The 26,598-nt window shown below is 47.9% G+C and carries 22 protein-coding genes; 17 read left to right on the top strand and 5 right to left on the bottom strand.

Annotated elements, in window-relative coordinates; genetic code table 11:
- Positions 1-139 precede the first annotated feature (139 nt).
- Positions 140-1,651, bottom strand: coding sequence for a hypothetical protein (locus TH61_RS15975; protein ID WP_066511511.1), 1,512 nt, complete (start codon positions 1,649-1,651; stop codon positions 140-142).
- A gap of 212 nt (positions 1,652-1,863) precedes the next feature.
- Between TH61_RS15975 and TH61_RS15980 the strand changes: the two genes are divergently transcribed.
- The 9 genes from TH61_RS15980 (at position 1,864) to TH61_RS16020 (ending at position 14,084) form a co-directional block, all read left to right on the top strand.
- On the top strand, positions 1,864-2,580 hold the full coding sequence (locus tag TH61_RS15980) for a hypothetical protein (RefSeq protein WP_066511514.1): 717 nt from the start codon (positions 1,864-1,866) through the stop codon (positions 2,578-2,580).
- Between the two features lie 12 nt (positions 2,581-2,592).
- Entirely contained in the window at positions 2,593-3,174 is a 582-nt protein-coding gene (locus TH61_RS15985) for a hypothetical protein (protein WP_066511518.1), read from the top strand.
- A gap of 78 nt (positions 3,175-3,252) precedes the next feature.
- Positions 3,253-3,693 carry a GNAT family N-acetyltransferase gene (locus TH61_RS15990; RefSeq protein ID WP_066511520.1) on the top strand — a complete coding sequence of 147 codons (441 nt, stop codon included), beginning with the start codon at positions 3,253-3,255 and terminating at the stop codon, positions 3,691-3,693.
- Between the two features lie 178 nt (positions 3,694-3,871).
- On the top strand, positions 3,872-4,870 hold the full coding sequence (locus TH61_RS15995; protein ID WP_066511522.1) for an alpha/beta fold hydrolase: 999 nt from the start codon (positions 3,872-3,874) through the stop codon (positions 4,868-4,870).
- A 136-nt stretch (positions 4,871-5,006) separates the two neighbouring features.
- On the top strand, positions 5,007-7,874 hold the full coding sequence (locus TH61_RS16000; RefSeq protein ID WP_066511524.1) for an outer membrane beta-barrel protein: 2,868 nt from the start codon (positions 5,007-5,009) through the stop codon (positions 7,872-7,874).
- A gap of 137 nt (positions 7,875-8,011) precedes the next feature.
- A complete protein-coding gene (locus TH61_RS16005) occupies positions 8,012-8,359 on the top strand; it encodes an MmcQ/YjbR family DNA-binding protein (protein WP_066511526.1) in 348 nt (115 codons plus the stop codon).
- Positions 8,360-8,709: 350 nt separating this feature from the next.
- Complete coding sequence (locus TH61_RS16010) at positions 8,710-11,130, top strand: TonB-dependent receptor (RefSeq protein ID WP_066511529.1); 2,421 nt, start codon at positions 8,710-8,712, stop codon at positions 11,128-11,130.
- A gap of 610 nt (positions 11,131-11,740) precedes the next feature.
- On the top strand, positions 11,741-12,826 hold the full coding sequence (locus TH61_RS16015; protein WP_066511532.1) for a 3-oxoacyl-ACP synthase III family protein: 1,086 nt from the start codon (positions 11,741-11,743) through the stop codon (positions 12,824-12,826).
- 121 nt (positions 12,827-12,947) lie between these two features.
- Entirely contained in the window at positions 12,948-14,084 is a 1,137-nt protein-coding gene (locus TH61_RS16020) for an FAD-dependent monooxygenase (protein ID WP_066511534.1), read from the top strand.
- Between the two features lie 90 nt (positions 14,085-14,174).
- Here the strand turns inward: TH61_RS16020 and TH61_RS16025 are convergent, their stop codons facing one another.
- Together TH61_RS16025 and TH61_RS16030 are read right to left on the bottom strand one after the other, a co-directional pair.
- Positions 14,175-15,152: an aldo/keto reductase gene (locus TH61_RS16025; RefSeq protein WP_066512963.1), complete on the bottom strand. Its 978-nt coding sequence runs from the start codon at positions 15,150-15,152 to the stop codon at positions 14,175-14,177.
- Between the two features lie 95 nt (positions 15,153-15,247).
- Positions 15,248-15,880 carry an NAD(P)H-dependent oxidoreductase gene (locus TH61_RS16030; protein ID WP_066511537.1) on the bottom strand — a complete coding sequence of 211 codons (633 nt, stop codon included), beginning with the start codon at positions 15,878-15,880 and terminating at the stop codon, positions 15,248-15,250.
- Between the two features lie 117 nt (positions 15,881-15,997).
- Here TH61_RS16030 and TH61_RS16035 point away from each other — a divergent pair, with 117 nt between their 5' ends.
- Positions 15,998-16,363, top strand: a complete 366-nt coding sequence (locus TH61_RS16035) for a helix-turn-helix domain-containing protein (RefSeq protein WP_066511540.1) — start codon at positions 15,998-16,000, stop codon at positions 16,361-16,363.
- 66 nt (positions 16,364-16,429) lie between these two features.
- Here the strand turns inward: TH61_RS16035 and TH61_RS16040 are convergent, their stop codons facing one another.
- On the bottom strand, positions 16,430-17,686 hold the full coding sequence (locus TH61_RS16040; RefSeq protein ID WP_066511543.1) for a dicarboxylate/amino acid:cation symporter: 1,257 nt from the start codon (positions 17,684-17,686) through the stop codon (positions 16,430-16,432).
- A 300-nt stretch (positions 17,687-17,986) separates the two neighbouring features.
- Here TH61_RS16040 and TH61_RS16045 point away from each other — a divergent pair, with 300 nt between their 5' ends.
- The 3 genes from TH61_RS16045 to TH61_RS16055 all read left to right on the top strand — a co-directional run bounded on the left by TH61_RS16045 (position 17,987) and on the right by TH61_RS16055 (position 20,133).
- Positions 17,987-18,415 (top strand): antitoxin Xre/MbcA/ParS toxin-binding domain-containing protein, encoded by a 429-nt coding sequence (locus TH61_RS16045; protein ID WP_066511544.1) that lies wholly within the window; start codon positions 17,987-17,989, stop codon positions 18,413-18,415.
- Positions 18,412-18,873 carry an RES family NAD+ phosphorylase gene (locus TH61_RS16050; protein ID WP_066511546.1) on the top strand — a complete coding sequence of 154 codons (462 nt, stop codon included), beginning with the start codon at positions 18,412-18,414 and terminating at the stop codon, positions 18,871-18,873. Before TH61_RS16045 ends, TH61_RS16050 begins: the two co-directional genes overlap by 4 nt.
- A gap of 141 nt (positions 18,874-19,014) precedes the next feature.
- Positions 19,015-20,133 carry an alpha/beta fold hydrolase gene (locus TH61_RS16055; RefSeq protein WP_066511548.1) on the top strand — a complete coding sequence of 373 codons (1,119 nt, stop codon included), beginning with the start codon at positions 19,015-19,017 and terminating at the stop codon, positions 20,131-20,133.
- A gap of 140 nt (positions 20,134-20,273) precedes the next feature.
- Here the strand turns inward: TH61_RS16055 and TH61_RS16060 are convergent, their stop codons facing one another.
- Complete coding sequence (locus tag TH61_RS16060; RefSeq protein ID WP_197464055.1) at positions 20,274-22,277, bottom strand: T9SS type A sorting domain-containing protein; 2,004 nt, start codon at positions 22,275-22,277, stop codon at positions 20,274-20,276.
- Between the two features lie 473 nt (positions 22,278-22,750).
- On the opposite strand from TH61_RS16060, the gene TH61_RS16065 reads away from it, so the two are divergent.
- From TH61_RS16065 to TH61_RS16080, 4 genes are all read left to right on the top strand, one after another.
- Positions 22,751-23,575: a PhzF family phenazine biosynthesis protein gene (locus tag TH61_RS16065; protein ID WP_066511551.1), complete on the top strand. Its 825-nt coding sequence runs from the start codon at positions 22,751-22,753 to the stop codon at positions 23,573-23,575.
- 81 nt (positions 23,576-23,656) lie between these two features.
- Positions 23,657-24,346: an outer membrane beta-barrel protein gene (locus TH61_RS16070; protein ID WP_066511553.1), complete on the top strand. Its 690-nt coding sequence runs from the start codon at positions 23,657-23,659 to the stop codon at positions 24,344-24,346.
- Positions 24,347-24,482: 136 nt separating this feature from the next.
- Positions 24,483-25,637 (top strand): sigma-54 dependent transcriptional regulator, encoded by a 1,155-nt coding sequence (locus tag TH61_RS16075; RefSeq protein ID WP_066511555.1) that lies wholly within the window; start codon positions 24,483-24,485, stop codon positions 25,635-25,637.
- Between the two features lie 233 nt (positions 25,638-25,870).
- Positions 25,871-26,434 (top strand): DUF4256 domain-containing protein, encoded by a 564-nt coding sequence (locus TH61_RS16080; protein WP_066511556.1) that lies wholly within the window; start codon positions 25,871-25,873, stop codon positions 26,432-26,434.
- The last annotated feature ends 164 nt before the right edge of the window (positions 26,435-26,598 follow it).

The following is a 26,598-nucleotide window of genomic DNA, read 5'->3' on the forward strand; positions in this document are numbered from 1 at the left end:
TCTAGGGTAACAGAGATCGCTCTGCGCAGACACAATTTTACAAGAGATAAGCTCAACTCTCTGCATATAGTTTAGTACTAAAATTTCAGCAATTACAAACATTTGAGAGCCTAATAAAACACCATTTTTACCACCGCATCTACCCCGCTGCCAACTCCACCAGCACATCATAGTAATTTCGGTTTTGCATTTTGGATTTGAGCCAAGCGTAATAGCTCATAGATGGTAAGTCCTCCTGCTCTGACGGGCCAAACGCCAAACTGGATTCTACCTGTTGTAAAAATGCTTTTCTGGAGGCTATATCTGGTTGTAAGAAGAAGTGTTGCAGCAACTGCAGAAAGGCTGTGGCATTCTGGTAAATGGGTTGGCTCAACACCTCTTTAAACTTCCGTTCAAAGGCTTGAATCTGGTCCAGGGCCAAATCCAGATTCCCGAACTCATATTGAATAATCACTTCCCCCATTTTCTTCTTGAGCACCCACTCCAGCCCCATAATCTTTTCGCACCACTTGTCGGTCTTGTCCAGGTAAAGCAGCACGTGGTTGGCTTTTTGGAAGGCACCCTGCGCGAAATACAGGAAACTCAGCCCCAATTTTGCGGCCAGATAGTCTTTGGGTTGCAGTGTGATTTTTTTGTGAGATAACAGATGTTCCATGGCCTGCACGGCTTCGGGTAGCTGCCGCAGGAAGGCATCATTGGCGGCTTTCAACAAGACATATTTAGGAAAAAAAGTAGTAAACTGGGTAGCCGCTTCTTTCTGTAATGCCTCATTCAATTCTGCTAAATACTGGTTAGACTGCGTAAACTTGCGGTTACGGTATAGCACGTGGGCAATCATGTACAGCAGACTCATTCTATAATACTGATGGGCTTTGGAGAAACCATGCGTGTGCATGGCCGTCTGGTACTGGTGAATGATGTAGGGCTCAAACGTGTAAAAGTCCTTCCGGATAAGGACGGCGCTCCGGGCAATCTGCATCAACTTGTAGAGCAAAGAAGGCCGTTGGCTTACCGCCTGGGTAAGTCCGTAGGTGTCCAGAACCTCTTGAATGGTGTCTTCAAACTTAAGGTACCTGCCTTGGTGCCGGGCGTGTCCTAAGCGTTTGGCAATGAGGCTGCTGGCAATGTTGGCGCGTTCGTCCTCCTCAGAGATGAGCTTGTTGGCATTGCGCTTCTGGATGATGTCCTCCAGCTCGTCTGCGTGCAGGCTGTCTGCTTTTTCAATCTGCAGGTTATAGACGGTATTCAGCAACCCAAACTGCTCATTCTGGCTGGCTATCTTCTCGGCTTTGCGCAGGATGTTCCAGGCCAACCGCTCGGCTTGGCTGTCAAACAAGTACCTGGCCAGCGAAAGCAATCCCATTACCGTGGAGCCTGCCGTTGGGTCCTCTGCCATTTGCTTTAAGACAATGAAATCTGTGAGCTGCTGCATCAGGCGCTTGCGCAAGGCATAATAAGCCACCGTGTTGCTGTCTTCTGGGTAGAGCCTTTCTACAAGCTCCTGACTTTTGAGGGGTTTCTTAAGCAAGAGCAACTTAAATAGCTCGTAGTCTTTTCTTCCCTTTTTCTTTTTCTGCCGCTGTATAAAATACCCGAAGTCCCGCACGTCATCTGGTGAGAAGGTATCTATCGTGATTTTCAAATCGTCCATGCGGCAATCGGTTGTATATAGGTTAATTACTATGCAATTATAGCTATTTTAAAAGTAAGTTTTCAAGCTTTTAAGATACTGATATTCAGTTTTTTACCCCTTTCTACAAATTTTATTAAAGTCTAACTTTTAGAAACATACCTGTTTAATATTTTTAAGGAGAGATACCTTTCATCATTCAATTACAGCAAACCTACTTCTAACCCTATTGTATGAAAACACTCTTACTTTCTTTGCTCTGCTTTTTGACTACTGCCGGAGCTATTGCCCAAGACATCCTTGTAAAAAGAAACGGTGATGAGATAAGTGCTAAAATCTTGGAAATTGCCCCAGACGTCATCAAATACAAGCGCTTTGACTACCAAGACGGGCCCATTATCTCTATCTTGAAGAGAGACGTGTTCATGATCAGGTATGCCAATGGTACCAAAGAAGTCATCACGGCTGCGCCATCGGCGCAAACGAGTACTCCGCCAACCTTGCAAGAAGATCCTGCTGTGCAGCAAAGCATCAAATTAGGCGGACCCAGGCTGGGCTTTACGGTAGTAGCGGGTGGCCTGGCAGATAAGCTCAAAGAAGACCATGACATCTACCCCTTTCTTACGCAGTTTGGGTGGCAGTTTGAAACCCGCATCTTCACTACCTCCAAAGGCTTGACCGGCCTTGCCGAATTCATTCCATTGGTAGGTGGATTGGAGCAGGGCACGTTTATCCCCAGCTTGAGCGCGCTGGTAGGATTGCGCGGCCCCAAAGGATTTGAATTGGGCGTAGGCCCCAATGTGTCGGTGGCTGGGACGGGCTTGGTCATTGCCGTGGGTACCAATTTCCAGTCTGAGGGCATCAATTTCCCAGTGAACTTGGCGGTGGTGCCTAGCAAGGACGGACTTAGAGCCAGCTTGTTGTTTGGATTCAATTCTAGGAAAGACTAAGCCTATCACGTCATGAAAAAACATTTACTGTTTACGCTCTTCTTTTTGCTTTGTCTATCTATTACCACGCAAGCGCAAGACACTATCTTGAAAGTGACCGGTGACGAGATCAAAGCCAAAGTAATTGAAATCACCTTAGCGCACGTTGTCTTCAAACTGCCAGAGAAAACCCAGGACAGCCTGCATGTACTGGACCGCAAGGAAGTATTCATGGTCACGTTTGCCAATGGCACAAAGGAAGTTCTAAACCAGGAAACGCTCCAAAGTGAACCTACTCAGCTCACTCCTACCCAAATGGCATTGTTAGGTAAGAAAGACGCCAAAATCTATTACAAAGGGAACGGGGCTCTCTGGGGAAGCGCCTTGGCCACCTGGGCATTTTTCCCGGCCTTGGTGGTGGTAGCAGCGGTTCCGCCTAAAATCAATGCGCGGGAGGTCTCAGATTTTAAATACCTCTCAGACCCCTACTACAAGGCAGCATACAAAAAGCAAGCCCATAAGCGGAAGTTGGGCAAGGTGGCTATGGGGGCAGGAATAGGAGTGGTTACCTTTAGCGCCGTCTCCATGATGCTGTTTTTATCATCGGTCCAATAACAAAACCTGAAGCAGCGTTCGTTTTTGGCTTTGTTTCCAGATAACAGGCCAAAAACGAAAATTACCTAACTTGCCGCCATGCAAATCCGTGAGGCTTCCCTAATAGACATACCCGCCATGCAGGTAGTACGCCGGGCCGTGCAAGAAAACAAGCTTAGCCACCCAGACAGAATAAAAGACCAGGACTATGAGCCTATGCTGCAAGCTCCCAACAAAGGTTGGGTAGCCGAAGCGGAAGGACGCATAGTGGGTTTTGCCTTTGCAGATATCCTAACCCAGAACATCTGGGCGCTGTTTGTAGCTCCTGGGTATGACAAACAGGGCATTGGCAAAGCTTTGCAACAACAGATGCTTACCTACGCTTTTCTAAAGATTGATCATCTCTGGCTTTCCACCAGCCCTGGCACCAGAGCAGAGGAGTTCTATACCAGAACCGGTTGGCGTAAAACCGGCATGACTCCAGACGGCGAAGTGAAATTTGAAATGGTCAAAGCTGATTGGGAGAATAACTCCATCTGAGTAAAGATTCCTTTACTGGGACGGACTAAGGATTTCTTGCACTTATTCGTTTTTAGCTTGATTTCTGGAAATCAAGCTAAAAACGAAGATTCACTTACTTGTACTTACATTTAGGGAAGGTAGGCAACAGGGATGATTGGACTGCGTTAAAAAGGAAGCACAATTCTTTTTAAACAACATGTGGCCTAAACACCTTCTCCCCTTCTTTCTGATACTCTTCACGTTTCAGGTGGCTTTGGCCCAACCCAAGCCTTTGGACCCAGAACTTACCTATTATGAGTACCCGTTTCCGGTTCATTTTCATCACCTGACGGTGCAAAAACAACCCATGAAAATGGCGTTCATGGACGTGAAACCCCAGCAAGCCAATGGACAGACGGTGCTGCTCCTGCATGGCAAGAACTTTAACGGCGCCTATTGGGCGCAAACGGCTAAAGATTTAAGCAAGAACGGTTATAGAGTTATTATCCCAGATCAGATTGGGTTCGGGAAATCCAGCAAACCACAGAACATCCAGTACAGCTTCCAGCTTTTAGCCCAGAACACCAAAAGCTTGCTAGATAGCTTGGGTATAAAAAAGGTATCAGTCCTGGGCCATTCCATGGGCGGCATGCTGGCCACGCGCTTTGCCTTGATGTACCCAGAAACTGCGCATAAACTCATTCTTGAAAATCCCATTGGCTTGGAAGACTGGAAACGCTGGGTGCCCTACCAATCCATTGACCAATGGTATGCCAGTGAACTCAAGCAGAATTATGAAGGCATCAAGAAGTACCAGCTAGACAACTACTACGGTGGCAAATGGGATCCTGCCTATGACGAGTGGGTGAACGTGTTGGCCGGCTGGACCATGCACCCAGACTACCCAAAGATAGCCTGGAATGCCGCGCTCACCTATGACATGGTCTACACCCAGCCCGTGTTGTATGAATTCAACCAGCTCAAAATGCCGACGCTCCTCATTATTGGCCAGCGCGATAAAACTGCCTTGGGCAAAGCCAATGCCAGCCCTGAGGCACGCGCCAAGCTGGGCAACTACCCTGCACTAGGCAAAGAAACCGCCAAGAAAATACCCAATAGTAAATTGGTGGAACTGGCCAACGTAGGGCACCTGCCGCACATAGAAGCCTACAGCAAGTTTATCACGCCCTTGCTTCAATTTTTAAAAACGAAGTAAACCGGTATTTTCCTCACTAATTTTTAAAATCCGTTTTTTGCCTGTTTCTTAGAAATCAGGCCGAAAACGGATTTATTTTTTGTAGGTACATTAAACCTTTGGGTTTGGGGCTGGTCAAAGTCCAAACCATTTTGTAATGAAAAAACAAAGTTTACTCCTCCTTCTCCTTTTCACGCTCTCCTTTACAGCCTTCAGCCAGTCCACGTCCGTGAGCGGAACCGTGGTAGGCGGCGGCTCTCCTCTCATTGGCGCCACAGTGGCCTTACTGAAAGCTGACTCCTCTGTATTTAGAGGCGCAGCCACAGACGTGGACGGGGGTTTCCAGATTGCCAGCGTACCAGCCGGGCGCTACATTGTCAAAGCTTCTTACCTGGGTTTCACAGATTTCTATAGAGGTGTCACAGTAAGCGGTTCATCAGTGGCTTTGGGCACCCTTACCTTGTCTTCGGCTAGTCAGCGTTTGCGCGAAGTGGAAGTGGTAGGCAGAGCGGCCACGGTCATCACCAAGGCAGACACCGCCGAGATGAACGCTGCCGCTTACAAAGTAAATAAAGACGCCAACGCCGAAAACCTCATCCAGAAAATGCCCGGCGTGACCATCCAAAACGGACAGGTACAGGCCCAAGGCGAGCGTGTGCAGCGTGTTTTGGTGGACGGGAAAGAGTTCTTCGGGGAAGACCCCAGCGCGGTTTTAAAGAACCTGCCCGCCGAGGTGATCTCCAAAATACAAGTGTTTGACCGCCAAAGTGACCAGTCGCAGTTTACTGGTTTCAGCGACGGTAATGAGCAAAAGACCATCAACATCATCACCAAGCCAGAGTTTAGAACCGGTCGTTTTGGCCGGGTGAGCGTAGGCGCAGGCACCGATGACCGATACAGAGTGAGTGGCAACATCAACCAGTTTGAAGGCGACAGACGCATTTCTATTGTGGGCCTGAGCAACAACGTCAACGAGCAGAACTTCTCCTCAGAGGATTTAGTGGGCGTTGCCAGTGCCTCTAGCCGTGGCGGCGGCGGAAACCGTGGCGGCGGCGGACAGCGCGGCCCAGGTGGCGGAGGTTTTGGCGGCGGCGGCAACAACACCGGCGACTTCCTAGTGAACACCAACAACGGTATTGCGCGCACCAATGCTGTGGGTATCAATTACCTGGACAAATGGGGCAAGAAAGTAGATGTGCAAGGCAGTTACTTCTTCAACCACTCCAACACCAACTCTAACTATTCACTTTATAGAGACAACTTACGTCAGGGTATTTCTTACAGTATTTATAATGAAAACGGAATAACAGGGGCTGTTAACCAAAATCACCGTTTAAACTTTAGGTTGACGTATGCTATTGATTCAGCTAATTCTATTATTGTAAGACCCAGAATTAGTTTCCAGCAGAACGAAGGCAATGAAAATGTAAGTGGATCCACCATAAGTGGTTCGCCCATTACTTCCTTAACCCGTCTCATAGATTCTAACCTTTCTGGACTTAATGTAAATAACAACATTTTGTACCGCCACAGCTTTGCCAAGAGAGGTAGAACCATCAGTTTTGATGTATCTACCGGCTACAACAGCAATGACGCAGATAAAGATATATTCTCTAACACAATCAATGGTGACCGTACCAACCTGCAAGACCAAATATCCATCTTGGATAATAGTGGTTTAGTTTTAGGAGCTAATGTAAACTATACTGAACCTCTTACAGATAAAACCCAATTGCAGCTTACTTATGCTACAAACTATAATAAATCTGACGGAGACTACCGAACCTATGAACGGGCTGAGAATAGTGAAGAATACACGACTCTAGTGGAAAGCCAGTCTAGTTTATTGGAAAGCACTACTAAGACACAAGAGTTTGGAACTGGTTGGAGGTATAACAACAAAGATTTCCAGGTGATGCTGAACGCCCGTTACCAGTACCTAACTTTGGAGACAGACCAGATTCTACCGTCTGTAATGAATCCATCTTACAAGTACCATAATGTGTTGCCGTTTGGTATGTTGCGCTATAATTTCAATTCAGACCGCAACGTGCGGATCTTCTACAATGGTCGTCCACAGACGCCTTCTGTAGATCAGTTGCAAAGCGCCATTGACAAATCTAACTCATTGATTTGGACGCAAGGAAACCCGGCATTACAACAAAGCTTCAATCACAATTTTAACGTTCGCTATTCAGCAGCCAATCCAGGGAAATCTTCATCCTTCTTTATTGTGGTAGGGGGTTCTACAGCGCAAGACTACATTGGTAGAGAAACGCTTAATGCAGAAAACAATCCTAACCCAGACCCAACTGACAAAACTTGGGAAGAAAGCCCTAACCTAAGATTAATAAGACCAGTGAATCTGGGTGGTCAATACACCATGAGAACCTTCTTGGTATATGGACTTCCGGTGCCTTTTATTAAATCTAACGTTAACGTGAATGCCAACGCTTCTTACACTAAAAATCCTGGTTTAGAAGATGGCCTTGAAAACAACTTAGCGACATCTAATGTAGGTGGTGGACTTACTTTAAGCTCTAACATCAGTGAGAACCTGGACTTTCTGTTTTCTACCAATGCAACTTACAATGAAGGTACTTATTCATTGAACAAAGACCAAAACAATAGCTACTACAACCAGAGCAGTCAATTTAGACTCAATTGGCTGGTTTGGAAAGGCTTGAATTTGACTACTGAACTAAATCATCAATATAATGGTGGACTAGCCGACGAAATAGATCCAACCTTTTTGTTATGGAATGGGAGTGTGGGCTACAAGTTCATGAAAGACCGGCAGGCAGAGATTAGACTTTCAGCATTTGATATTTTAGGTGAAAACACGAGCATACAACAAAACCTAAGCAGCTCTTACGTAGAAGAAGTTCAAACCAACGTGTTGCAGCGGTACTTCATGGTGAGCTTTGTTTACAACCTACGCATGTTTGGAATGAACAATGCCAAGCCAAACCAGCAGCAAATGCCAGGTAACTTCCAGCGCCGCGGCGACGGAGGCATGCATTAATCTGCGCTAGTCATTTTTTTTAGCTACTCCCGTTTTTAGCCTGATTTTTAGAAAACAGGCCAAAAACGGGAGTAGCTTTTTTATGGCAGTCGTTTTTGGCTTACTTTTATGGAAACAGGTCAAAAACGATTACTCTTATGCATCTTGAAACGCTTCGTGCCTTCTGCCTTTCCTTGCCCGCCGTCACCGAAGATGTCAAATGGGAGCATGACCTATGCTTTTCCATTGGTGGCAAGATGTTCTGCGTGGCCAGCTTGGAGTCTCCGCTTTCCTTTTCGTTTAAGGTGAACCCAGAAGACTTCCATGAATTGTCGGTTCTGCCGGGTCTTACCCCTGCCCCGTACCTGGCACGTTACCACTGGATTTTAGCCTCTGACGGAAACACCCTCTCCCAAGCCGAAGTGGAGCGACGGATTAAAGACTCTTATGAAATGATAAAGTCTAAGCTCCCTAAGAAGGCTTTGAAAGACGCGGGCCTTTTATAGACCAACCACCTCTACAAGGTAGTCCTTCCTTAAGGTCTACTCTTAAGCTTCCAACTTTCCTTTTCTACCTGCTCACATCGTCAAAAGTACGGTGAGGGATTTCTCGTATTGTCTATTTCCTTATCAACCAAAGGAATTACTACTCTCCTATTTAATTGTCTTTCAATAAGTTAATATTTGAAAGTATGGTACCCTCGTGCTCGGTTGAGATTAGTGTACCTTTCTCGTTTTAGAGTTATCCTGCTATAATTTTATCCTTATTTAAAAATAATCTAAATATTATTTGGACTGTGTCTAAATAGGCTGTTAGTTTGTGTCAGTTTAGAACTAATCTAAATAAATATTAGAACATGAGCCCAAACTATACCTCCCCTATCTCCCCAAAAGCCTTCTTTGTTACCATCCTCTTTTTCCTATGTTCCCTCTCCTTGATTGCGCAGAACAATGCATTGCGTGGGCGGGTTACCTCAGCAGATGGTGAGCCTGCCGCCTATGTGTCGGTGTTATTAAAAGAAGCGAACAAGTCAGCTATCACCAATGAAGAAGGGGCTTTCACTTTCAAGAATATTCCTGCGGGCACCTATACCCTTATTGCCACTTGCATTGGCTATGAGGCCCAAGAAAAGCTGGTGAATGTGAACGCGGGTCAAACCACCATACAAGATTTTCTTGTAAACAAAACCTCAACCCAATTGCAAGAGGTGACGGTAACCGGCAGACAGTCTATTAACGAGAAGCCGGTTGCCATTGGTAAAATTGCCATCAATCCTCTTGATCTGCCGCAAAGTACCACCATCATTGGAGCCGAAGTATTGGAAAAACAGCAGGTTCAGACCCTGGGTGAAGTCTTACAACAGGTGAATGGTGTCTACCAGATGGGCAATACCGGAGGCACCCAGGAAGAGATTGCCGGCCGCGGCTTCGCGTTTGGGAGCAGCAACACCTTCAAAAACGGATCGCGGTTCAACAACGGCATCATGCCCGAGATGTCCAGCCTGGAGCGCGTAGAAGTCTTGAAAGGAAGCAATGCCATCTTGTTCGGCAACGTGGCCGCCGGCGGTGTCTTGAACCTGGTGACCAAAAAACCGAAGTTTGAGCACGGCGGTGAAATATCCATGCGGGCCGGAAGCTACGACTACTATAAGCCAACTGTGGACGTGTATGGCTCCATCAATAACAGCGACCAGTTCGCTTATCGCCTTAACACCACGTATTTAAACGCTGGTAGTTTTAGAGACCAAGTAAAAGCAGAACGCTTCTACATCAACCCTTCGGTCTTATTCAAGGCCAGCGCTAAAACAGAAATCTTGCTGGAAGGCGATTATATGCATGACACGCGCACGCCAGACTACGGGGTGGGTGCCATCAACTATGCCATCACCAACTTGCCGCGCAGCACGTATTTGGGCGTTTCCTTCGCCAAAAACGAGGTAGAACAGCGCAGTGCCATGGCTACCATTACGCACCGCCTAAACGACAACTTTGAGATACGAAGCACCAACTCTTTCCAGAATTACAATGTGGCTTTGCTGACCACTTCCCGCCCTACCAATTTTGTGATTGACGCCGAAGGAAGGTCAAACGGCGACCTGAAAAGAGGTTTGCAACGCTCTGCCTCAGATGAAAAATACTACCTAACCCAACTGGACTTTATCGGCAAATTAACGACCGGTTCTGTAAAACACACCTTATTGGTTGGTGGCGACGCTGATAAGTATGACACAGAGGCTCCCGTGTTTAACGCCATAGCCGCCTATGATGTCATCAACATCTACAACCTGAACGCAGACAACCAGCGCAAAGACATACCAGACTTTACCACCAAGCCCTACAACACAAAAACCGTTTCTAACCGCTTCGGGTTGTATGCGCAGGATTTGATCAGTGTATCTGAGAAGCTGAAAGTGTTGGCGGGCTTACGTTACAGCGCCATTGACACCGAAGGAGAATCTACGGTCACCGACCCATCTACCAAGAAAGAAGTGCTGGGCACCAGCAACAGCAATGACTACGCCTTCAGCCCAAGAGCGGGAGTGGTTTTTCAGCCTACGCAGAATATGTCTTTGTTTGTCAGCTATGCCAACTCGTTTACGCCTAACACCGGGACAGACGTTAACCTAAAGCCCCTTGACCCTTCCATCACAGACCAGTATGAAGTTGGGTTGAAGAACGAATTGCTGAACGGTTTACTTTCTGCCAACCTAACGGCCTACCAAATCAAGAACAGCAACTTTGCGCAACGAGCCTTGTTCTTAGCAGATGGTGTAACCGCCAATACCAACAACAACATCAAAGAATTGGCCGGCGAGGTAACTAGTCAAGGCATTGAGTTGGATCTAATGAGCAAACCAATACAAGGTTGGTCATTAATTGGAGGCTACAGCTACAATGACACCCGCTACACCAAAAGCAACACCTACGCCAAAAACGAGCGCCTGCGCTACAACCCATCTCATACGGCCAACGCCAGCGTGTTCTATGCCTTCCAGAAGGCTGAGTTAAGTGGTTTGAACTTAGGTGCAACGGCCTTTTATGTAGGTGACCGGTTGGCCGGCCGAAACCGAACAGATGCCAACCCCACGTACAAACTGATAGCCCTGCCTAATTACATGATGTTTGATGCCCACGTAGGCTATGCTTATCAGCGGGTGTCCCTTCGCCTAAAAATGACCAACCTCCTGAACAAACTGAGCTATAACGCCCATGATGACAACAGCATCAATCCAATCGCTCCAAGACAGTTTGTAACTACAATTGCCTACAAGCTTTAATTGAAAAATGAATCCGGTGTTCTGCCTACAGAGCGCCGGATTCTCTTTTTAGTGAGTATGACGCAAAACTTGATGTGAAACTAAAAGCCGTTTTTGGGTTGTTTTCTAAAAAGTAGGCTAAAAACGATTTTGGTTTTAGCCGTTCCCCCAACTAAATTTATAGCACCTTAATTACCCCTACTATGGCAGACTGGAAAAAAGCCCTCAAGCGCATGGGCATAGCTGGCTTTCTGTTTTTCTTTATCAAAGGCCTCATTTGGATCTTTATCTTTTTGGGTGGCGCCAAGCTTATCTTTGACTAACAACCTGCCATCTATTACATCCTAGTAAGCTCCACTCAACAGGCACGCTCCTATATTTCTGCTTCTTTTGCTTTCCCAGTGGAGGTCCCCTATCTACGCATCAGCTGGTTAATAGTATAAATACTGAGAATCAGTTAGAGATTTCCATTTTACTTCCTACCTTTTCTGCCAGAATCATCTCTTCCAAATTCATTCATCCTATTAGATTATGATGAAGGATTGATTCACCCACTACCGCAGTTTCCTCCAATGCGGCGCTGGACTTAGCCAAACTTAGCGTTCAAACCCTTTTAGCTTCCGCGTACCCTATGGCTTCCCGTTTTCTTTCTTCTGTCATAACAGGCTCTGGCCGGTATATTCCTGGCAACGTCATTGACAACTCCCATTTCCTGAACAGCTCTTTCTTTGATGCCCAAGGTCATTCTTTGGAAGGCTCCAATGAAACCATCATCCGCAAGTTTCAGCAGATTACGGGCATTAGGGAAAGGCGCTTCGCAGAGGAGGGTATGGTTTCTTCTGACTTGGGGTTTAGAGCGGCTCAAGAAGCCATTGCGCACGCCCAAATTGACCCAGAGACTTTGGATTATATCATTGTCGCGCATAATTACGGAGACGTGAAAGCCGGTTGTGGCTGCGTGGACATGGTGCCTACCTTGGCGGCAAGGGTGAAACATTTATTACAGATTAAGAATCCCTATACCGTGGCCTATGACCTGCCTTTTGGGTGCCCGGGTTGGTTGCAGGCTATTATTCAGGCGCATTATTTCTTGCAGTCTGGGGACGCCAAGCGCATTCTGGTCATTGGCGCCGAAACCCTTTCCAGAGTCTCTGACCCGCATGACCGGGACAGCATGATTTACTCTGACGGCGCCGGGGCGGTCATCCTGGAAGCAAAGGAAACTGAGTCTAAGGTGGGTATTCTGGGACATTTAACCGTTTCAGACACTTACTCGCAAGCCCATTGGCTACGCAATACGCACTCCTATAACCCAAGCGTCCCCAAAGACCAGCTCTACATTAAAATGGACGGTCGCAAGATTTATGAATATGCCTTAACGGCGGTACCGCAGGTGATACAAAAGTGCTTGCAGAAAGCTGGTGTAGAGTTATTGGACATCCAGAAAGTACTCATCCACCAGGCCAATGAGAAAATGGACGAGGCCATGCTAGAGCGTTTGTTCAAATTGTATGGGCATTCTGAGATTCCGGAGGGCATCATGCCGATGACGGTGAACACGCTGGGGAATAATTCGGTGGCCACCTTACCCATCTTATTTGATTTGGTGAATAGAAAGGAATTGGATTCTCACCATTTTGAAGCGGGTAAACCGGTGGTTTTCGCCTCGGTGGGCGCGGGCATGAACGCCAACGCGGTGGTTTATCAAATGCCTTAGCCATACTTCTTCTGAAAATACTTGCTTGCAATAGAAGCTCCCTAACAAGTTTTTCTATTCCAAGACAATGTAGTACGCTGCTTTTCTGTTGAGATTGGCAGAAACCTTACCACAGTGAACCATGACCATCGGGATAATTGGGGGCGGCATAGGTGGCTTGACCACGGCCATTGCCCTGCACCAGCTTAACTATAATGTAGAGGTATTTGAGGCAGCGCCCGCCTTTGCGCCGGTAGGTGCTGGTTTAGCCTTGGCCGCCAATGCCATCAAAGGATTCCAGAAGCTGGGCATTGCCGAAGACATCATTGCCAAAGGACAGTGTTTGGACGGCTTTCACATTTTTGACGAAAAGGGTACCCTCATCAACCGCACCGACAGCCGGGCCATGAGCGCCAAATACGGCTTGGACAACTTTGTCATCCATAGAGCCAGTTTACATGAGGCCTTGTTGGGCCATTTGAACAATGTTCCTTTGCATGTAAACAAACGAGTTGTCAAAGCAGATACTTCAGGCGAGGGCGTTTTACTTACATTTCAGGATGGCGCCACCCGGCAGCTAGATTTTGTGATGGTAGCCGATGGAATTAACTCAGCTGTAAGACAGCAACTGCTTCCTGCCTCTACCCCCAGATACGCCGGATACACTTGCTGGCGTGCCGTGAGTGAGAACCCGGGTTTGTCGGCGCACTACGCCTCAGAAACTTGGGGACCGGCCGGTCGTGTAGGATGGACGCCTTTGCAGGACAATAAGATCTACTGGTTTGCCTGCATCAATGCCACTCAGAATGACCCCGCCATGAAGGCCATGACTATTGAGGGACTACGGGCACATTTCAAAAATTACCACACTCCCATTCCCGAGCTTTTTGCCGCCACGCACGCTGAGCAACTGTTGTGGCATGACTTGTATGATTTGGCGCCATTGCAGTCATATGCGTTCAAGAACCTGTTGCTTTTAGGAGATGCGGCCCACGCCACCACGCCCAACATGGGACAAGGCGCATGCCAGGCCGTGGAAGATGCTGCGGTACTAGCAGATGAACTGACTCGGGAACGTGATCTTAATGTGGTGGCCAAGTGCTTTGAGAAACGTCGCCTGGCCCGTACGCACTGGATCACCAACCAATCTAGACTGCTTGGAAACGTAGCCCAATCCACCAACCCACTTTTTATAAAGGCCAGGAACTTCGCGCTGCGCAATATGCCTAATGCCATCAATAACCGGCAGTTGGAGAAAGTCTACTCCGTAGATTTCTAAAAAGAAGAAAATCCGTTTTTAGTCTATTTTGGTGAAATCAGGCTAAAAACGGATTTTTAGTTGATGGGAATAGATGGCAAGCACTTTTAACTATTGAAGCGAAGCCGCTATATCATAGGAATATGAACTAGCGGTATCTAGCCGCATTATATCGTGCTCAGTTAAGATAAGCTGCGTGGCTTTGATTAAGTCCTGTACCTGTTCCAAACTGGTGGCACTGGCAATGGGCGCGGTGATAGAGGGTCTAGCTATGAGCCAGGCCAGAGACACCTGCGCCGGTGTAGCCTGATGGTGCGCCGAGATCAAGTCCAAGGCCGCCAGAATCCTGACGCCGCGATCAGTAAAAAACTTCTGCATGCCACCACCGCGGGGGCTTTTTTTGAAATCTGCGGGGCTGCGGTACTTTCCCGTCAAAAAGCCACTGGCTAAAGCATAATAAGATATTACTCCTATGTTGTGCTCCTTTACCACCTGCTCCAGCTCGTGCTCAAAGCCTTCGCGGTTGTAGAGGTTGTATTCTGGTTGCAGGGTCTGGTAACTGGGCAAGCCGTGGTCCTTGCTAATGGCTAAGGCTTCTTTTAAGCGGTTGGCCTTGATGTTGGAGGCCCCTATAGCGCGTATCTTTCCTTGTTCCAACAGTAACTGGTAGGCTTCCAGGGTTTCCTGGAACGGGGTGCTGGCGTCGTCCACATGGGACTGGTACAGGTCAATGTAGTCGGTTTGGAGCCGCTTCAAAGACCCTTCCACTGATTTGAGGATGTATTCTTTTCTGAGGCCTTTGCGCTCTGGCGTGATTTCCCAGCCTACTTTAGTGGCAATAATTACTTTGTCCCGGTTGCCTCTAGATTTTACCCAGTTGCCAATGATGGTTTCAGACTCGCCGCCCTGGTTGCCGGGCACCCAGCTAGAGTAAGAGTCTGCGGTGTCAATGAGGTTCAGGCCTGCCTCCGTGAACGCATCCAGCAACTGGAAGGAGGTTTTCTCATCTACGGTCCACCCAAACACGTTTCCGCCGAAGGCCAGCGGCCCCACCTCAATTCCTGAATTACCTAAGGATTTCTTTTTCATAATCATATCCTGTACTGTTGGCTATACACGCAAAAACAGAAACACCCGCCTCGGGTATGGGGCGGGTGTTTCACTCAATATCCGTTCTAAGGAGTTTACGCTAACTCCAGGAAAAGGTCTTTCTTACTCCGGCGTACCTTTTTAGCAGCCGCCAGCACATCTTTCTCAGCATCACGGTATCCTAAGGCCATAATGGTCACGCTACGCAGGCCTTTCTCTGATAAACCAAGGATTTCATCCAAAGCGGCTGGGTCAAAACCCTCCATAGGCGTGGCGTCTACGCGCTCGGCAGCTGCTGCTACCAAGCCCGTGCCCAAGGCTATATAGCTTTGCTTAGCGGCCCATTGGAAGTTCTGCTCTGCCGTACGGCTGTTGATAGTGCCTTTCAAGCTGCCGGCAAAACCGTCTAGAGAAGAGACATCAATGCCTCGCTCCAGCGCAATCTGATTCATGTATGCATCTACCTGCGCATCTGTCAAATTAGCCCAAGCCGCGAAGATCAATAAATGCGAGGCTTCTACTATCTGCGGCTGGTTATAGGCCACGGCTTGTATTTTCTTTCTTACTGCTGGGTCTTGTACCACCAGCACGCTATACGGCTGAAACCCCATAGACGAAGCCGATAAACGAATGGCCTCCAGGATGTTGTTCAGTTTCTCTTCCGGAATGGCTTCTCCGGTCATGCGTTTGGTGGCGTAGCGCCAGTTCAAGTCTTCAATCAGTTTCATTTCGAAATTTTTGTGTGTATCTACGACTGTTGTATAAACAAATTTACGTAACTTTGGTTTCAAATAGATACCTATATACTCAAGTATACCGGTATCCTACATGAAAGTCAGATAGCCATGGAAACCATCACAGTACCAGACACGGGTATGTGCATTACCCACATTCTTCCTATCAGAGATGCATTGGACATCTTGAGCGGCAAATGGAAGATTCCTATCATTGTGGCCCTGTGCGTGCACAAGCGCCGGTTCAAAGAGCTGCACCGCGACGTGACGGGCATCACGGCCAAGATGCTGTCTAAGGAATTGAAGGAGTTGGAAGTGAACAAGCTGGTGAAGCGCACGGTACATGAAACCTCTCCGGTCACCGTTGAATATTCCATCACGGAGTATGGCCACAGCCTGGCACCCGTCATCAGAGAGCTGCGTGATTGGGGCCTAAAGCACCGTGACAAGATCATTTACCATCCAGAAGAAGCTTAAGCCTCTCATCTTATATATAATCCGTTTTTGGCCTGTTTTTCAGAATTCAGGCCGAAAACGGATTTTTTATTTCAGGAATTTTCTGGCTTGCAGAACGTCTAGTTCCTTTTCCCATTTGGCTACAAAGATGGTGGCTACGGCATTGCCCACCAAATTGGTAAGGGCGCGGGCTTCGCTCATAAACCGGTCAATGCCCAGGATTAAGGCTAGGCCCGCTACCGGAATTCCGCCTACCGCGGGCAAGGTGGCCGCTAGAGTGATAAAACCGCTTCCGGTCACGCAGGCCGCGCCTTTTGAGGTGAGCATGAGCACCAAGATCAAGGTTATCTGCTGTTGCAGTCCCATGGGCGTGTCTGTGGCCTGGGCCACAAAAACCGCGGCCATGGTCAGGTAAATAGATGTCCCGTCCAAATTGAAGGAATAACCGGTGGGTACCACCAGCCCCACCACGGGCTTGGCACATCCCACTTGCTCTAGTTTCTCCACGAGGCTAGGCAAGGCCGCCTCAGAGGAAGAAGTTCCCAGCACGATTAGGAGTTCTTCGCGTAGATATTTGAGTAAGGCGAAGATGGAAAAGCCCATCACCTTCATGATGCCGCCCAAGACCAGCACCACAAACAAGATGCAGGTCAGGTAGAAGGCGCCCATCAACTGGCCCAACGCCCCCAGAGACTCCAACCCGTATTTGCCAATGGTGTAGCCCATGGCCCCCAGCGCGCCCAAGGGAGCCAGTTTCATGATAATGTGGATCACGGCGAACAAGCCGTTGGCAAACGACTGGATGACGGACAAGATGGGAGTAGCCTTGGGCCCGATTTTGGAAAGCCCAAAGCCGAACAAGACGGAGAAAAACAGAATCTGTAGCAGTTCACCTTTGGCCAGCGCGTCAATGATGTTCTCGGGGATGATGTGGAGCAAGAAGCCAATGACGCCCTCCTGCTCTTGCTTTTTCTGGGTGAACGTGTCCAACGCCGAGGCATCCAGAGTAGCGGGATCAATGTGCATGCCAACGCCCGGCTGGACCAGGTTTACCACCAGCAATCCCAAGAGCAAGGCCACCGTGGTAAGTACCTCAAAATACAGGATGGCTTTCACTCCTACCCTGCCCACCTGCTTCATGTCTTGCATGCCGGCAATGCCCGTGACAATGGTGCAGAAGACCACCGGCCCGATCATCATTTTTACTAACCGGATGAAGGCATCGCCTAGCGGTTTTAGCTGTATAGCCACGTCTGGCACAAAATGCCCCAGCGCAATACCCAGCAAAATGGCGGTGATGACTTGTACATATAAGCTTTGGTAAAGGGGCTTCTTGGAGAGCATTGTCAAACAGGCATTACTTTGCCAGACTAAGATTACACAGTTTGCTCCATAGTGGCAAATCTCTCCTACAAGTCTCTTCTTTTGTACATCACTATTCGTATCAGTGCAATTCTATTTTCAGTCTCTTTCCTAGAAAATAGGGCAAAAACGATTGGGATGCTTAATTGTCCTGCTTCTATTTTTTATGTAAACTAATTGTACAAATTTAGTGACTGTGGAGCAGCGGTGAAAAACTTATTCACGACAAGTGTCGTTTATTTTAAGACAGTTTTCATATCTTTAATATCAAGAATAGAAACCATGGCCAAAGCACTCACCTTAGACGCTACCCTCTCCAACAGTACTGTGGACGACAGAGACATTCTGTTGTTGGTGCAGACCGTACGGGCGGGCATTAAGTATCCCCTTTTTGTGAAGATAGCCAGCCAGAGTCCGTTCAACCTGAGTGAGTGGTCGGTGTTTCTGCATTTGTCTGAGCGCACCATTCAGCGGTACAAAAAGGAGAAGAAGACCTTTGACCCCATCCATTCTGAGAAGATTCTGGAAGTGACCCTGTTGTACAAGCGTGGTAGTGAGGTGTTTGGCAGCCCAGAGAATTTCAATGCCTGGTTAGAGGCCAAGAACGTAACCTTGGGCGGCATCACGCCTAAAAGCCTGCTAGACACTACCTTTGGGATAAGTCTTTTGAAGGATGAGTTGACGCGCATTGAACACGGCGTGCTGGCATGATAGTATTCAGGTTAAGCAAAGGCCTATACAAGCAAGATTTGTCTGGACGCGGCGCCGAATTGGTAGGCGGTCGCTGGAACAGCAAAGGTGTGGCCATGGTTTACACCTGTGAGTCAAGGGCCTTGTGCACCACAGAGATTGCCGTACACACGCCGCTGGGCATCCTGCCCTTTGATTACTGGCTCATTACCATTGAGGTACCAGACCATCTTCCCTTCTTTACCTTGCCGCCAGACCAATTGCCCAGTGATTGGAAAGCCTTTCCGCACCCCAACGCTACCCAACTTTTAGGAGATACCTTTGCGCGCGAAGGCCAATTTCTGGCCATGAAAGTGCCTTCGGCGGTGGTGTATGGTGACCATAACTTCCTATTGAATCCTAGACACCCAGAGTTTAGGCAAGTGAAGATTCTTGACCTGGAGCCCTTCCCTTTTGACGAGCGTCTCTTTATAAAATAAGGAAAAAGCTTTTGTCTGGGAATGAAATTTAAACAAGGAAAAATGTTTTCTTTAAAAGAATAGCGTAGGTTTAAGGCTACATTCTGACTAAAGAAAACACATCTGTTTTCATGGTTAATCCGCTAACCCTAAAGCCCTTGTATGAACTTCTCCCTCCCGCTTTCATTGAAAGTTGCCGCCAGTGCCCTGAGTTTCTGCTTGCTATCTCCTATCTCACAGGCAGAATCTTCTTTCCATTTGGCTGCCGCTCCTGTTAGTACAGACACGGTTGTCAGCAACTTAATTGACGAGAAAGGCTTTGTCACCATCAACGGCATTGATCAATGGGTCACCATCAAGGGAGACAGAAGCAAACCAGTTGTTCTTTTCTTGCACGGCGGCCCCGGAAGCACGTTCAGCCCCTATAGTGATGCACTGTTCAAAGGCTGGGAAAAAGACTACGTAATGGTGCACTGGGACCAGCGCGGCGCGGGCAAAACCTATGGTAAAAACGCCCCCGAAGGCGCAGGCCTGGACTATTACAAAGCCAATCCACTCACCATAAATCAACTAGCCTCAGATGGCATTGCAGTGACCGAGTATGCTTTGTGGCGGGTTGGCCAAAATAAGGCAATCCTCTTCGGGACCTCCTGGGGTTCTATGTTGGGCGTGAAAATAGCCACCACACGGCCAGATTTGTACAAAGCGTACATTGGGCACTCGCAAATTGTAGACTTTGCGGGTAATGACAAGAAGGCCTACCAACGGGTTTTATCACTGGCTCAAAAGGCGAAAGATACCACCTCCCTCAAAACTTTACAAACCTTGGGAGAACCACCGTATGCCGCGGCCCGAAAAACAGGCCAGTTTATGCGAGTGATTAAAAAATATGAGCGTGAAAACTCTAAACCAGCGCCTGAGCACTGGTTTCAGGTGTCCCCTGCCTATGCCTCAGAATTAGACGGCCAGCACCGCGAGGACGGGGATGATTATTCTTTCCTCCATTTTGCGGGCGACAAAGCAATGGGAATTGAGCCGATGGCGGCTTCGGTGAACTACCTAAAGGAGGCGCTTACATTTAAAATGCCCGTCTACTTTATCCAAGGCGAAGAAGACATCATCACGTCTAAAGAGTCTACCAAAGAATACTTCAATAAGATAGAAGCGCCCAACAAGTTGTATTACCTGCTAGGCAATACCGCGCACGGTTTTAATGAGCAGGTAATGGAAACGTTGACCAAGGTTCTGAAGGATATCACCAACGAGAAAATGAAGAAGTAACGTTTTTGGCCTGTTTTCCAGAAAATAAGCCAAAAACGGATTTGACCAATAATCTTCTTTCTATTCCTGCCGTTGAAAGACTTAAGAAAAGCCGCCAAGTATAACCCTGGCGGCTTTTCTATGAACCATACTAAATCCGTTTACTGCCTCAGAATCTGTCGGTTCTGCACGCCGTCCATGGTAATGACCTTTACCACGTAGAGCCCGCGCTCTCCGCGTTTAGGAGCCCAGTCCAATTTGACTTGTTCATTAGCCTGGACGGTAGAACCGGTCCAACGTTCCATCAGCTTGCCCTTGCCGTCATACACTTCCACGGTATATGACTGGGCCTTAGATAAGGTAACTGCAATAGCGGTAGAACTGGTAAACGGATTGGGATATACCTGCACGCTGGCGTTTTCTGCTTTGGAGGCTAGTAATTCATCTCCAGAGCACTGGCCCAGACGGTCTTCAGGATGGTTTTTCAAGTGCGCTTTGACGGCGTCATCTGCTAGGCAGATCATCTTGCCTTTATGGCACATCATGACCTTGGTGAGTTTAGAGCCGCAGCGCACATCCATCACCGTAATAGTCACGGAGGCAGTAGCAGCGCATTCTCCGTTCCTAGCCGTTACCGTAAAGGTGTAGACGCCGGCCTCAGTTGGCGCAAAGACGGTTTCTGCGGTGTTAGTACTACTCAAACCCATGGCTGGGCTCCAAGTGTACGTCATTCCCCCGCTTGCGGTCATCTTGATGGACTCGGGTCCATAGCCCAGGTATAGCGTAGAGGGAACGTCTCCGGTGTAGGTGTTGGCCATACGGGTTAAGGCAATGGCCGGGGTCGGCGTCACGCAGGTCTCGCCTGTCATCTTTACTATCCAGTAGTCATACCCGCCTACATTTCCATCAGATTTGTCAGCACTCATAGGTGAATCAGAATAGCCTCCTAAGATAAATCCTCCATCCATGGTTTGATCTATTGACTCCATCACATCATCACCAGTTCCGCCAAAAGTCTTATCCCATAGTTTTACGCCCATGCCATCTAGTTTCACCACCCAGTAGTCACCAGAGTTGATAGCTTCTTCTCTACGCGGTTCTGTTTTATCATCACTGATATCAGAATTAGACCTGCTGCCCAAAAGAAAGCCACCGTCACTGGTAGCCAACAAGCCGCCAAAGCGTTCATCTCCGTCAGCGCCTATGGTTCTGTCCCATTGGATCACCCCTAAAGCGTTAATTTTCACCACCCATAAATCTCTGCCATCTGAGTAGAAGCTTTTGTTAGGTTCTGTCTTATCTGCACCGGCTCCAGAATCAGAAGACCCACCTAGCAAAAAGCCGCCGTCTTGGGTGGGTACCATGTCTAGAATACCTTCTCCGCTCTCTCCGCCTACTCCACCTATTGTCCTATCCCATTCCTTCATGCCCTCAGCGTCTACTTTTACCAGCCAGAAGTCATTTTCGCACTCTTCTTCACAATATCTTTTTTGTGGATCTGTTTTGTCCCCACTGACGATAGACACAGAACTACCCCCTAATAGATAGCCGCCATCATTGGTTTGTAACAAAGAGTTTAAGCCATCATAAGAATTACCGCCATAGGTTCTATCCCATTTCTGTTTCCCTTTAGATGAGAGCTTTACAATCCAAAAGTCGGACATTCCTCTTGAGTCTTGAGACTTGTCACCACTTTTCATGGAGGAAGAACTACCACCTAACAGGTAGCCGCCGTCACTGGTTTGAATGACGTCTCGTAAGTTCTCGCCCGCATCTCCTCCTACTGTTTGGTCCCATTGCACTTTGCCGTTGGCATTTATCTTAACCACCCAGTAATCACTGCTTCCCATAACTGGGTCAGATTTGTTTCCATTCTTTCCAGAATCTGAGGTACCGCCCAAAATATAACCACCATCACTGGTTTGTTCTAAGGCAGAAAGCTGGTCATAGCCATCACCTCCAAAAACACGGTTCCATTCCACGGCACCGCTGGCATCTACTTTTACCACCCAAAAGTCTAAGCTGCCGCGGCTGGGCTTGGTTTTATCCCCGCTTATGCCAGAAAAGGAGCTTCCGCCCAAGATATAGCCACCGTCACTGGTATGCCTAACAATTTCCAGTTGGTCATCTTCTGTACCCCCGTACGTCTTATCCCATTCTTTCATTTGGCCAAATGCCAAGGTGGAGCTTAGCACTAATATGAGCGAACCCATCACTCCCATAAGTGCAATAAATTTTTGTTTACCAGAAAGCAATCTGGCCGGCCATAGATTTAAAGTTTTAACCATAAAAATTTTGATAAAATTTGTAATACTACCTGGGGGTAAGCAGAGAAACACAGCTTAGAAAGGATCACTGTACGGTGAGGCAAAATAGGAGTTCAGAAAGAAATGGATTCACTTCTTCCTGAACAATGATGCGTAGGATAAAACAGGTAGAGCCCTGAGGCTTATGCAGATAGGATGTACTTTAATACGAGGTTGGGCTATTTTGGATAACAATAATCGGGTTTTATTCATCCTGAAAATTTCTTCTCTAATGCTAACTTGGCAACAACCTTCATTTTATTTTTTCAGGTAATTGAAGCTCCAACAATCCCTTTCCAGAATTTCTGATAGAAAACCCCTAATTTCCCAGCATGAACATCAAGACCTACATCATAGACGCATTCACGCAGGAGGCCTTTAAAGGAAATCCCGCAGGCGTCTGTCTATTGGAATCTGAATTGGTACCCGCGCAAATGCAGGCCATTGCCGCCGAGATGAACCACTCTGAGACGGCCTTTCTGTTGCCTTCTACTGAGATGGAAGGCGAGTTTAAAATCAGGTACTTTACGCCTACCACAGAGATTGCATTTTGTGGACATGCCACCCTGGCCTCGGCGAAGCTGGTGTTAGAGAAACTAAACTATAACAATGTCACTTTTGTGACGGGGCATAACTTACGCCTTGAGGTAAGCCAGGAGCACGATGGCCGAATATTAATGCACTTTCCAATGTATGCGCCGGTGGCCAAAGAGCCTATCCCAGAAGTGTATGCCGCTCTGGGAATCACAGAAGAAGATTGCGTAGGCACTTTCTATGCAGACCCTTTGGCCATGCTCATTGTGCAGGTTAAGAACCAGAAAACTTTGCTGGGAATAAAACCCGATTACAGAACCCTGGTGCATGATGCTCCCTTCTTAAAAGGCTTGGCAGTGACTTCCCCCTCAGAGGATCCAGAGTTTGACTTCAACTCACGTTGTTTCTGGCCGTGGGTGGGCATTAATGAAGACCCTGTAACCGGGTCGGCGCATAGTGCCTTGGCTCCTTTTTGGGCCTTTATTCTGGGCAAGACAGAATTGCGCGCCTACCAGGCCTCTACCCGGGGCGGCAGCATGGACCTAGCCCTTATGCCAGCAAAAAACCAGGTAGAGGTGAGAAGCCACGCGCAAATTGTGCTGGAAGGCGTCCTGTTTCTGTAAAAGTACGTATACCCACCGTTCGTTACCCACACAGGCCGTATTCTAACCCATTCAAGAACATGCGCGGCCTTCAACTTCTTTATGAAAAGATTACTTCTTGCCTGCTGTCTTTTACTGTCAGGCTTTGCCCAAGCGCAAAAACCCTTATTTGACAGAGAACTTAAAATCAACATCAACCAGACCTTCTCTAAAGACGAGCTGGAGGCCAATGACCCAACCATCCATCAATACACGTTCAGCCCAAAGACCGGCGGCGCGGCAGAAGTCTACTTAAGCAGCTACCTGGCAGGAAGTTTCTATGTAAAAGGCGGCGCTGGCCTGCGCGTAAGTCAGTTTGGCTACTCCATTGAGAACCAAGCCATGGAGGCCAAATGGAAAGGAACTCAAACGCTGGTCATGCTCACGGTGCCTCTTTTACTGGAGAATAGGTTTGGCGAGCGTTTCAAGATCAACTATGGCTTGACGCCCTATGCCCTCTTGTACCACAAAGAAGACCTGACCCCGTCAGATGCCAATGCCCAGGCGTCCATGGACACCTTCCAAGACACCAAATACAACCTGGTAGGCTTGCAGATGCAGGTGGGTACTTCGTTTAAACTGACCGGCAACTTCTCACTGGCGCTGGATTATAATTACTTGTTCTCCAACCTAATCAAAGAACAGATTCAGCAGGGTTCTGTCATGATACCGGCCAACTTGCGGTTGCACACGGTTAGCGCCGGCATTCTCTATAATCTGAACAAACAGACAGGTCGTACTAAGCGCCTGTAGGCAGTACCAGACTTCAGAATTTTCATTTTTGGCCTAATTTCTGGAAATCAGGTCAAAAACGGCGAAATTGGTGTATCTGCAAAAGCAATAGAAATAATCGCGTACATTAATCGTTCGCAAAGCAAAATAGAAAAACATGCCTAAGATTCTAATCATAGACGATGAGCGCAGCATACGGTACACGCTCAAAGAGATACTGGAATACGAAAGTTATATAGTGGATGAGGCCGAAGACGGTGAGCGCGGCCTGGACATGCTCCAGAAATCTAAGTATGACGTGGTGCTCTGTGACATCAAAATGCCGAAGATGGATGGCATGGAAGTCCTGGAGCGCGCTACCATATTGGTGCCCGACACGCCTTTCATCATGATTTCGGCGCACGGCACCATTGACACGGCCGTAGAGGCCACCAAGAAAGGGGCGTATGATTTTCTGGTAAAACCGCCAGATTTGAACAGGCTATTGGTTTCTGTGCGCAACGCGCTGGACAAAGCCCATTTAGTCACAGAGACCAAGACACTTAAAAAGAAAATCTCCAAAACGTATGAGATGGTGGGCGCCTCGCCGGCGTTGGGCAAGGTAAAATCTGCCATTGCCAAAGTAGCCCCCACAGATGCCCGCGTGCTGATTACCGGCCCCAACGGCGCAGGTAAGGAATTAGTAGCGCGGTCCTTACATGAGCAAAGTAGCCGCGCGCAAGGCCCCATGGTAGAAGTAAACTGCGCCGCCATTCCTAGTGAGCTGATTGAGAGCGAATTGTTCGGGCATGAGAAGGGGTCCTTTACCTCGGCGGTGAAGCAACGGATAGGCAAGTTTGAGCAAGCCAACGGCGGTACCCTGTTTCTGGACGAGATTGGCGACATGAGCCTATCGGCCCAGGCCAAGGTGTTGCGCGCCCTGCAAGAACACAAAATCACCCGCGTGGGCGGCGACAAAGACATCACTGTAGACGTGCGCGTGGTAGCCGCCACCAACAAGAACCTGTTGGAGGAAATTGAAGCCAAGAACTTCCGGGAGGATTTGTACCACCGCCTGAGCGTGATCTTGATTCATGTGCCGCCCTTGAACGAACGCCGTGAAGACATCCCCGACCTAATAGAAAAGTTCCTGCAAGATGTGGCCCGCGACTATGGCAACAAACCCAAAGCCATCACCCCAGAGGCCATGACCTATTTGCAAAACCTGGATTGGCGCGGTAACGTGCGCGAGCTAAGAAACGTGGTGGAACGCCTGGTCATCATGAGTGAAGACACCATCACCGAAGAAGACGCCAAACAGTTTGCCAAGTAACAAGTAGCTTGAATTTCTTAAAAGCGCCACCTAAGTGTTTTAGGTGGCGCTTTCGTTTTTGGCTTGTTTCCTGGAAATGAGGCCAAAAACACCCCCTCTTCCTTTAACATATATTTCTCTTTCCAATTCCGATAAGATCAAGAGAAGATTTCTTTATTTCCATTTAAAGCAAGCCATTCATTTTATTAAAACTTTGGTATTTTGCCAGACAACCACTTTTCAAAGCAAACCCAATGGCACGTAATAGAGACTTATCTGCAGAGCAACAGCAAGAATTATTCACCATTCTGCAATCCCGTTTCAAAAAGAACCAGGATCGTCATAATGGGATTGCTTGGGAAAGTGTGCAAGCCAAGCTGGAAGCCAACCCTGACAAGTTGTGGTCTTTGCAAGAAATGGAAAGAACCGGCGGTGAGCCAGATGTGGTGGGCTTGGATGAAAAAACGGGGGAAATCCTTTTCTTTGACTGCTCCCCAGAAAGCCCCAAAGGCCGAAGAAGCGTTTGTTATGACTTAGAAGGTTTAGAATCCAGAAAAGAGCATAGACCAGAAAACAACGCGGTGGATATGGCAGAGGCCATGGGTATAGAGTTGTTAACTGAAGCGCAATACCATGACTTGCAGAAACTGGGACACTTTGACGCTAAGACCTCCAGTTGGCTGAATACTCCACCTGAGGTTAGAAAGCTGGGTGGCGCCATTTTCGGGGATTACCGGTATGGCCGCGTGTTTGTCTACCACAACGGAGCCCAGTCCTATTACGCCGCCCGGGCCTTTAGAGGATGTCTTAAGGTGTGACACTAATTGATGCTCTTCTCGTTTTTGGGTTAATTTCTGGAAATTAGGCCAAAAACGGAGGTTGAAGGATTTTCCGGAAGAACCTGACAGATTGGATTGAAATGCTTTTCGTACTTTTGCGTGTGCTTAACACAACAGCCTTTCTCTCTTTTCATACTTACTAG

It is taken from the genome of Rufibacter sp. DG15C, from assembly GCF_001577755.1.
In the GTDB taxonomy this organism is placed as follows: Bacteria; Bacteroidota; Bacteroidia; order Cytophagales; family Hymenobacteraceae; genus Nibribacter.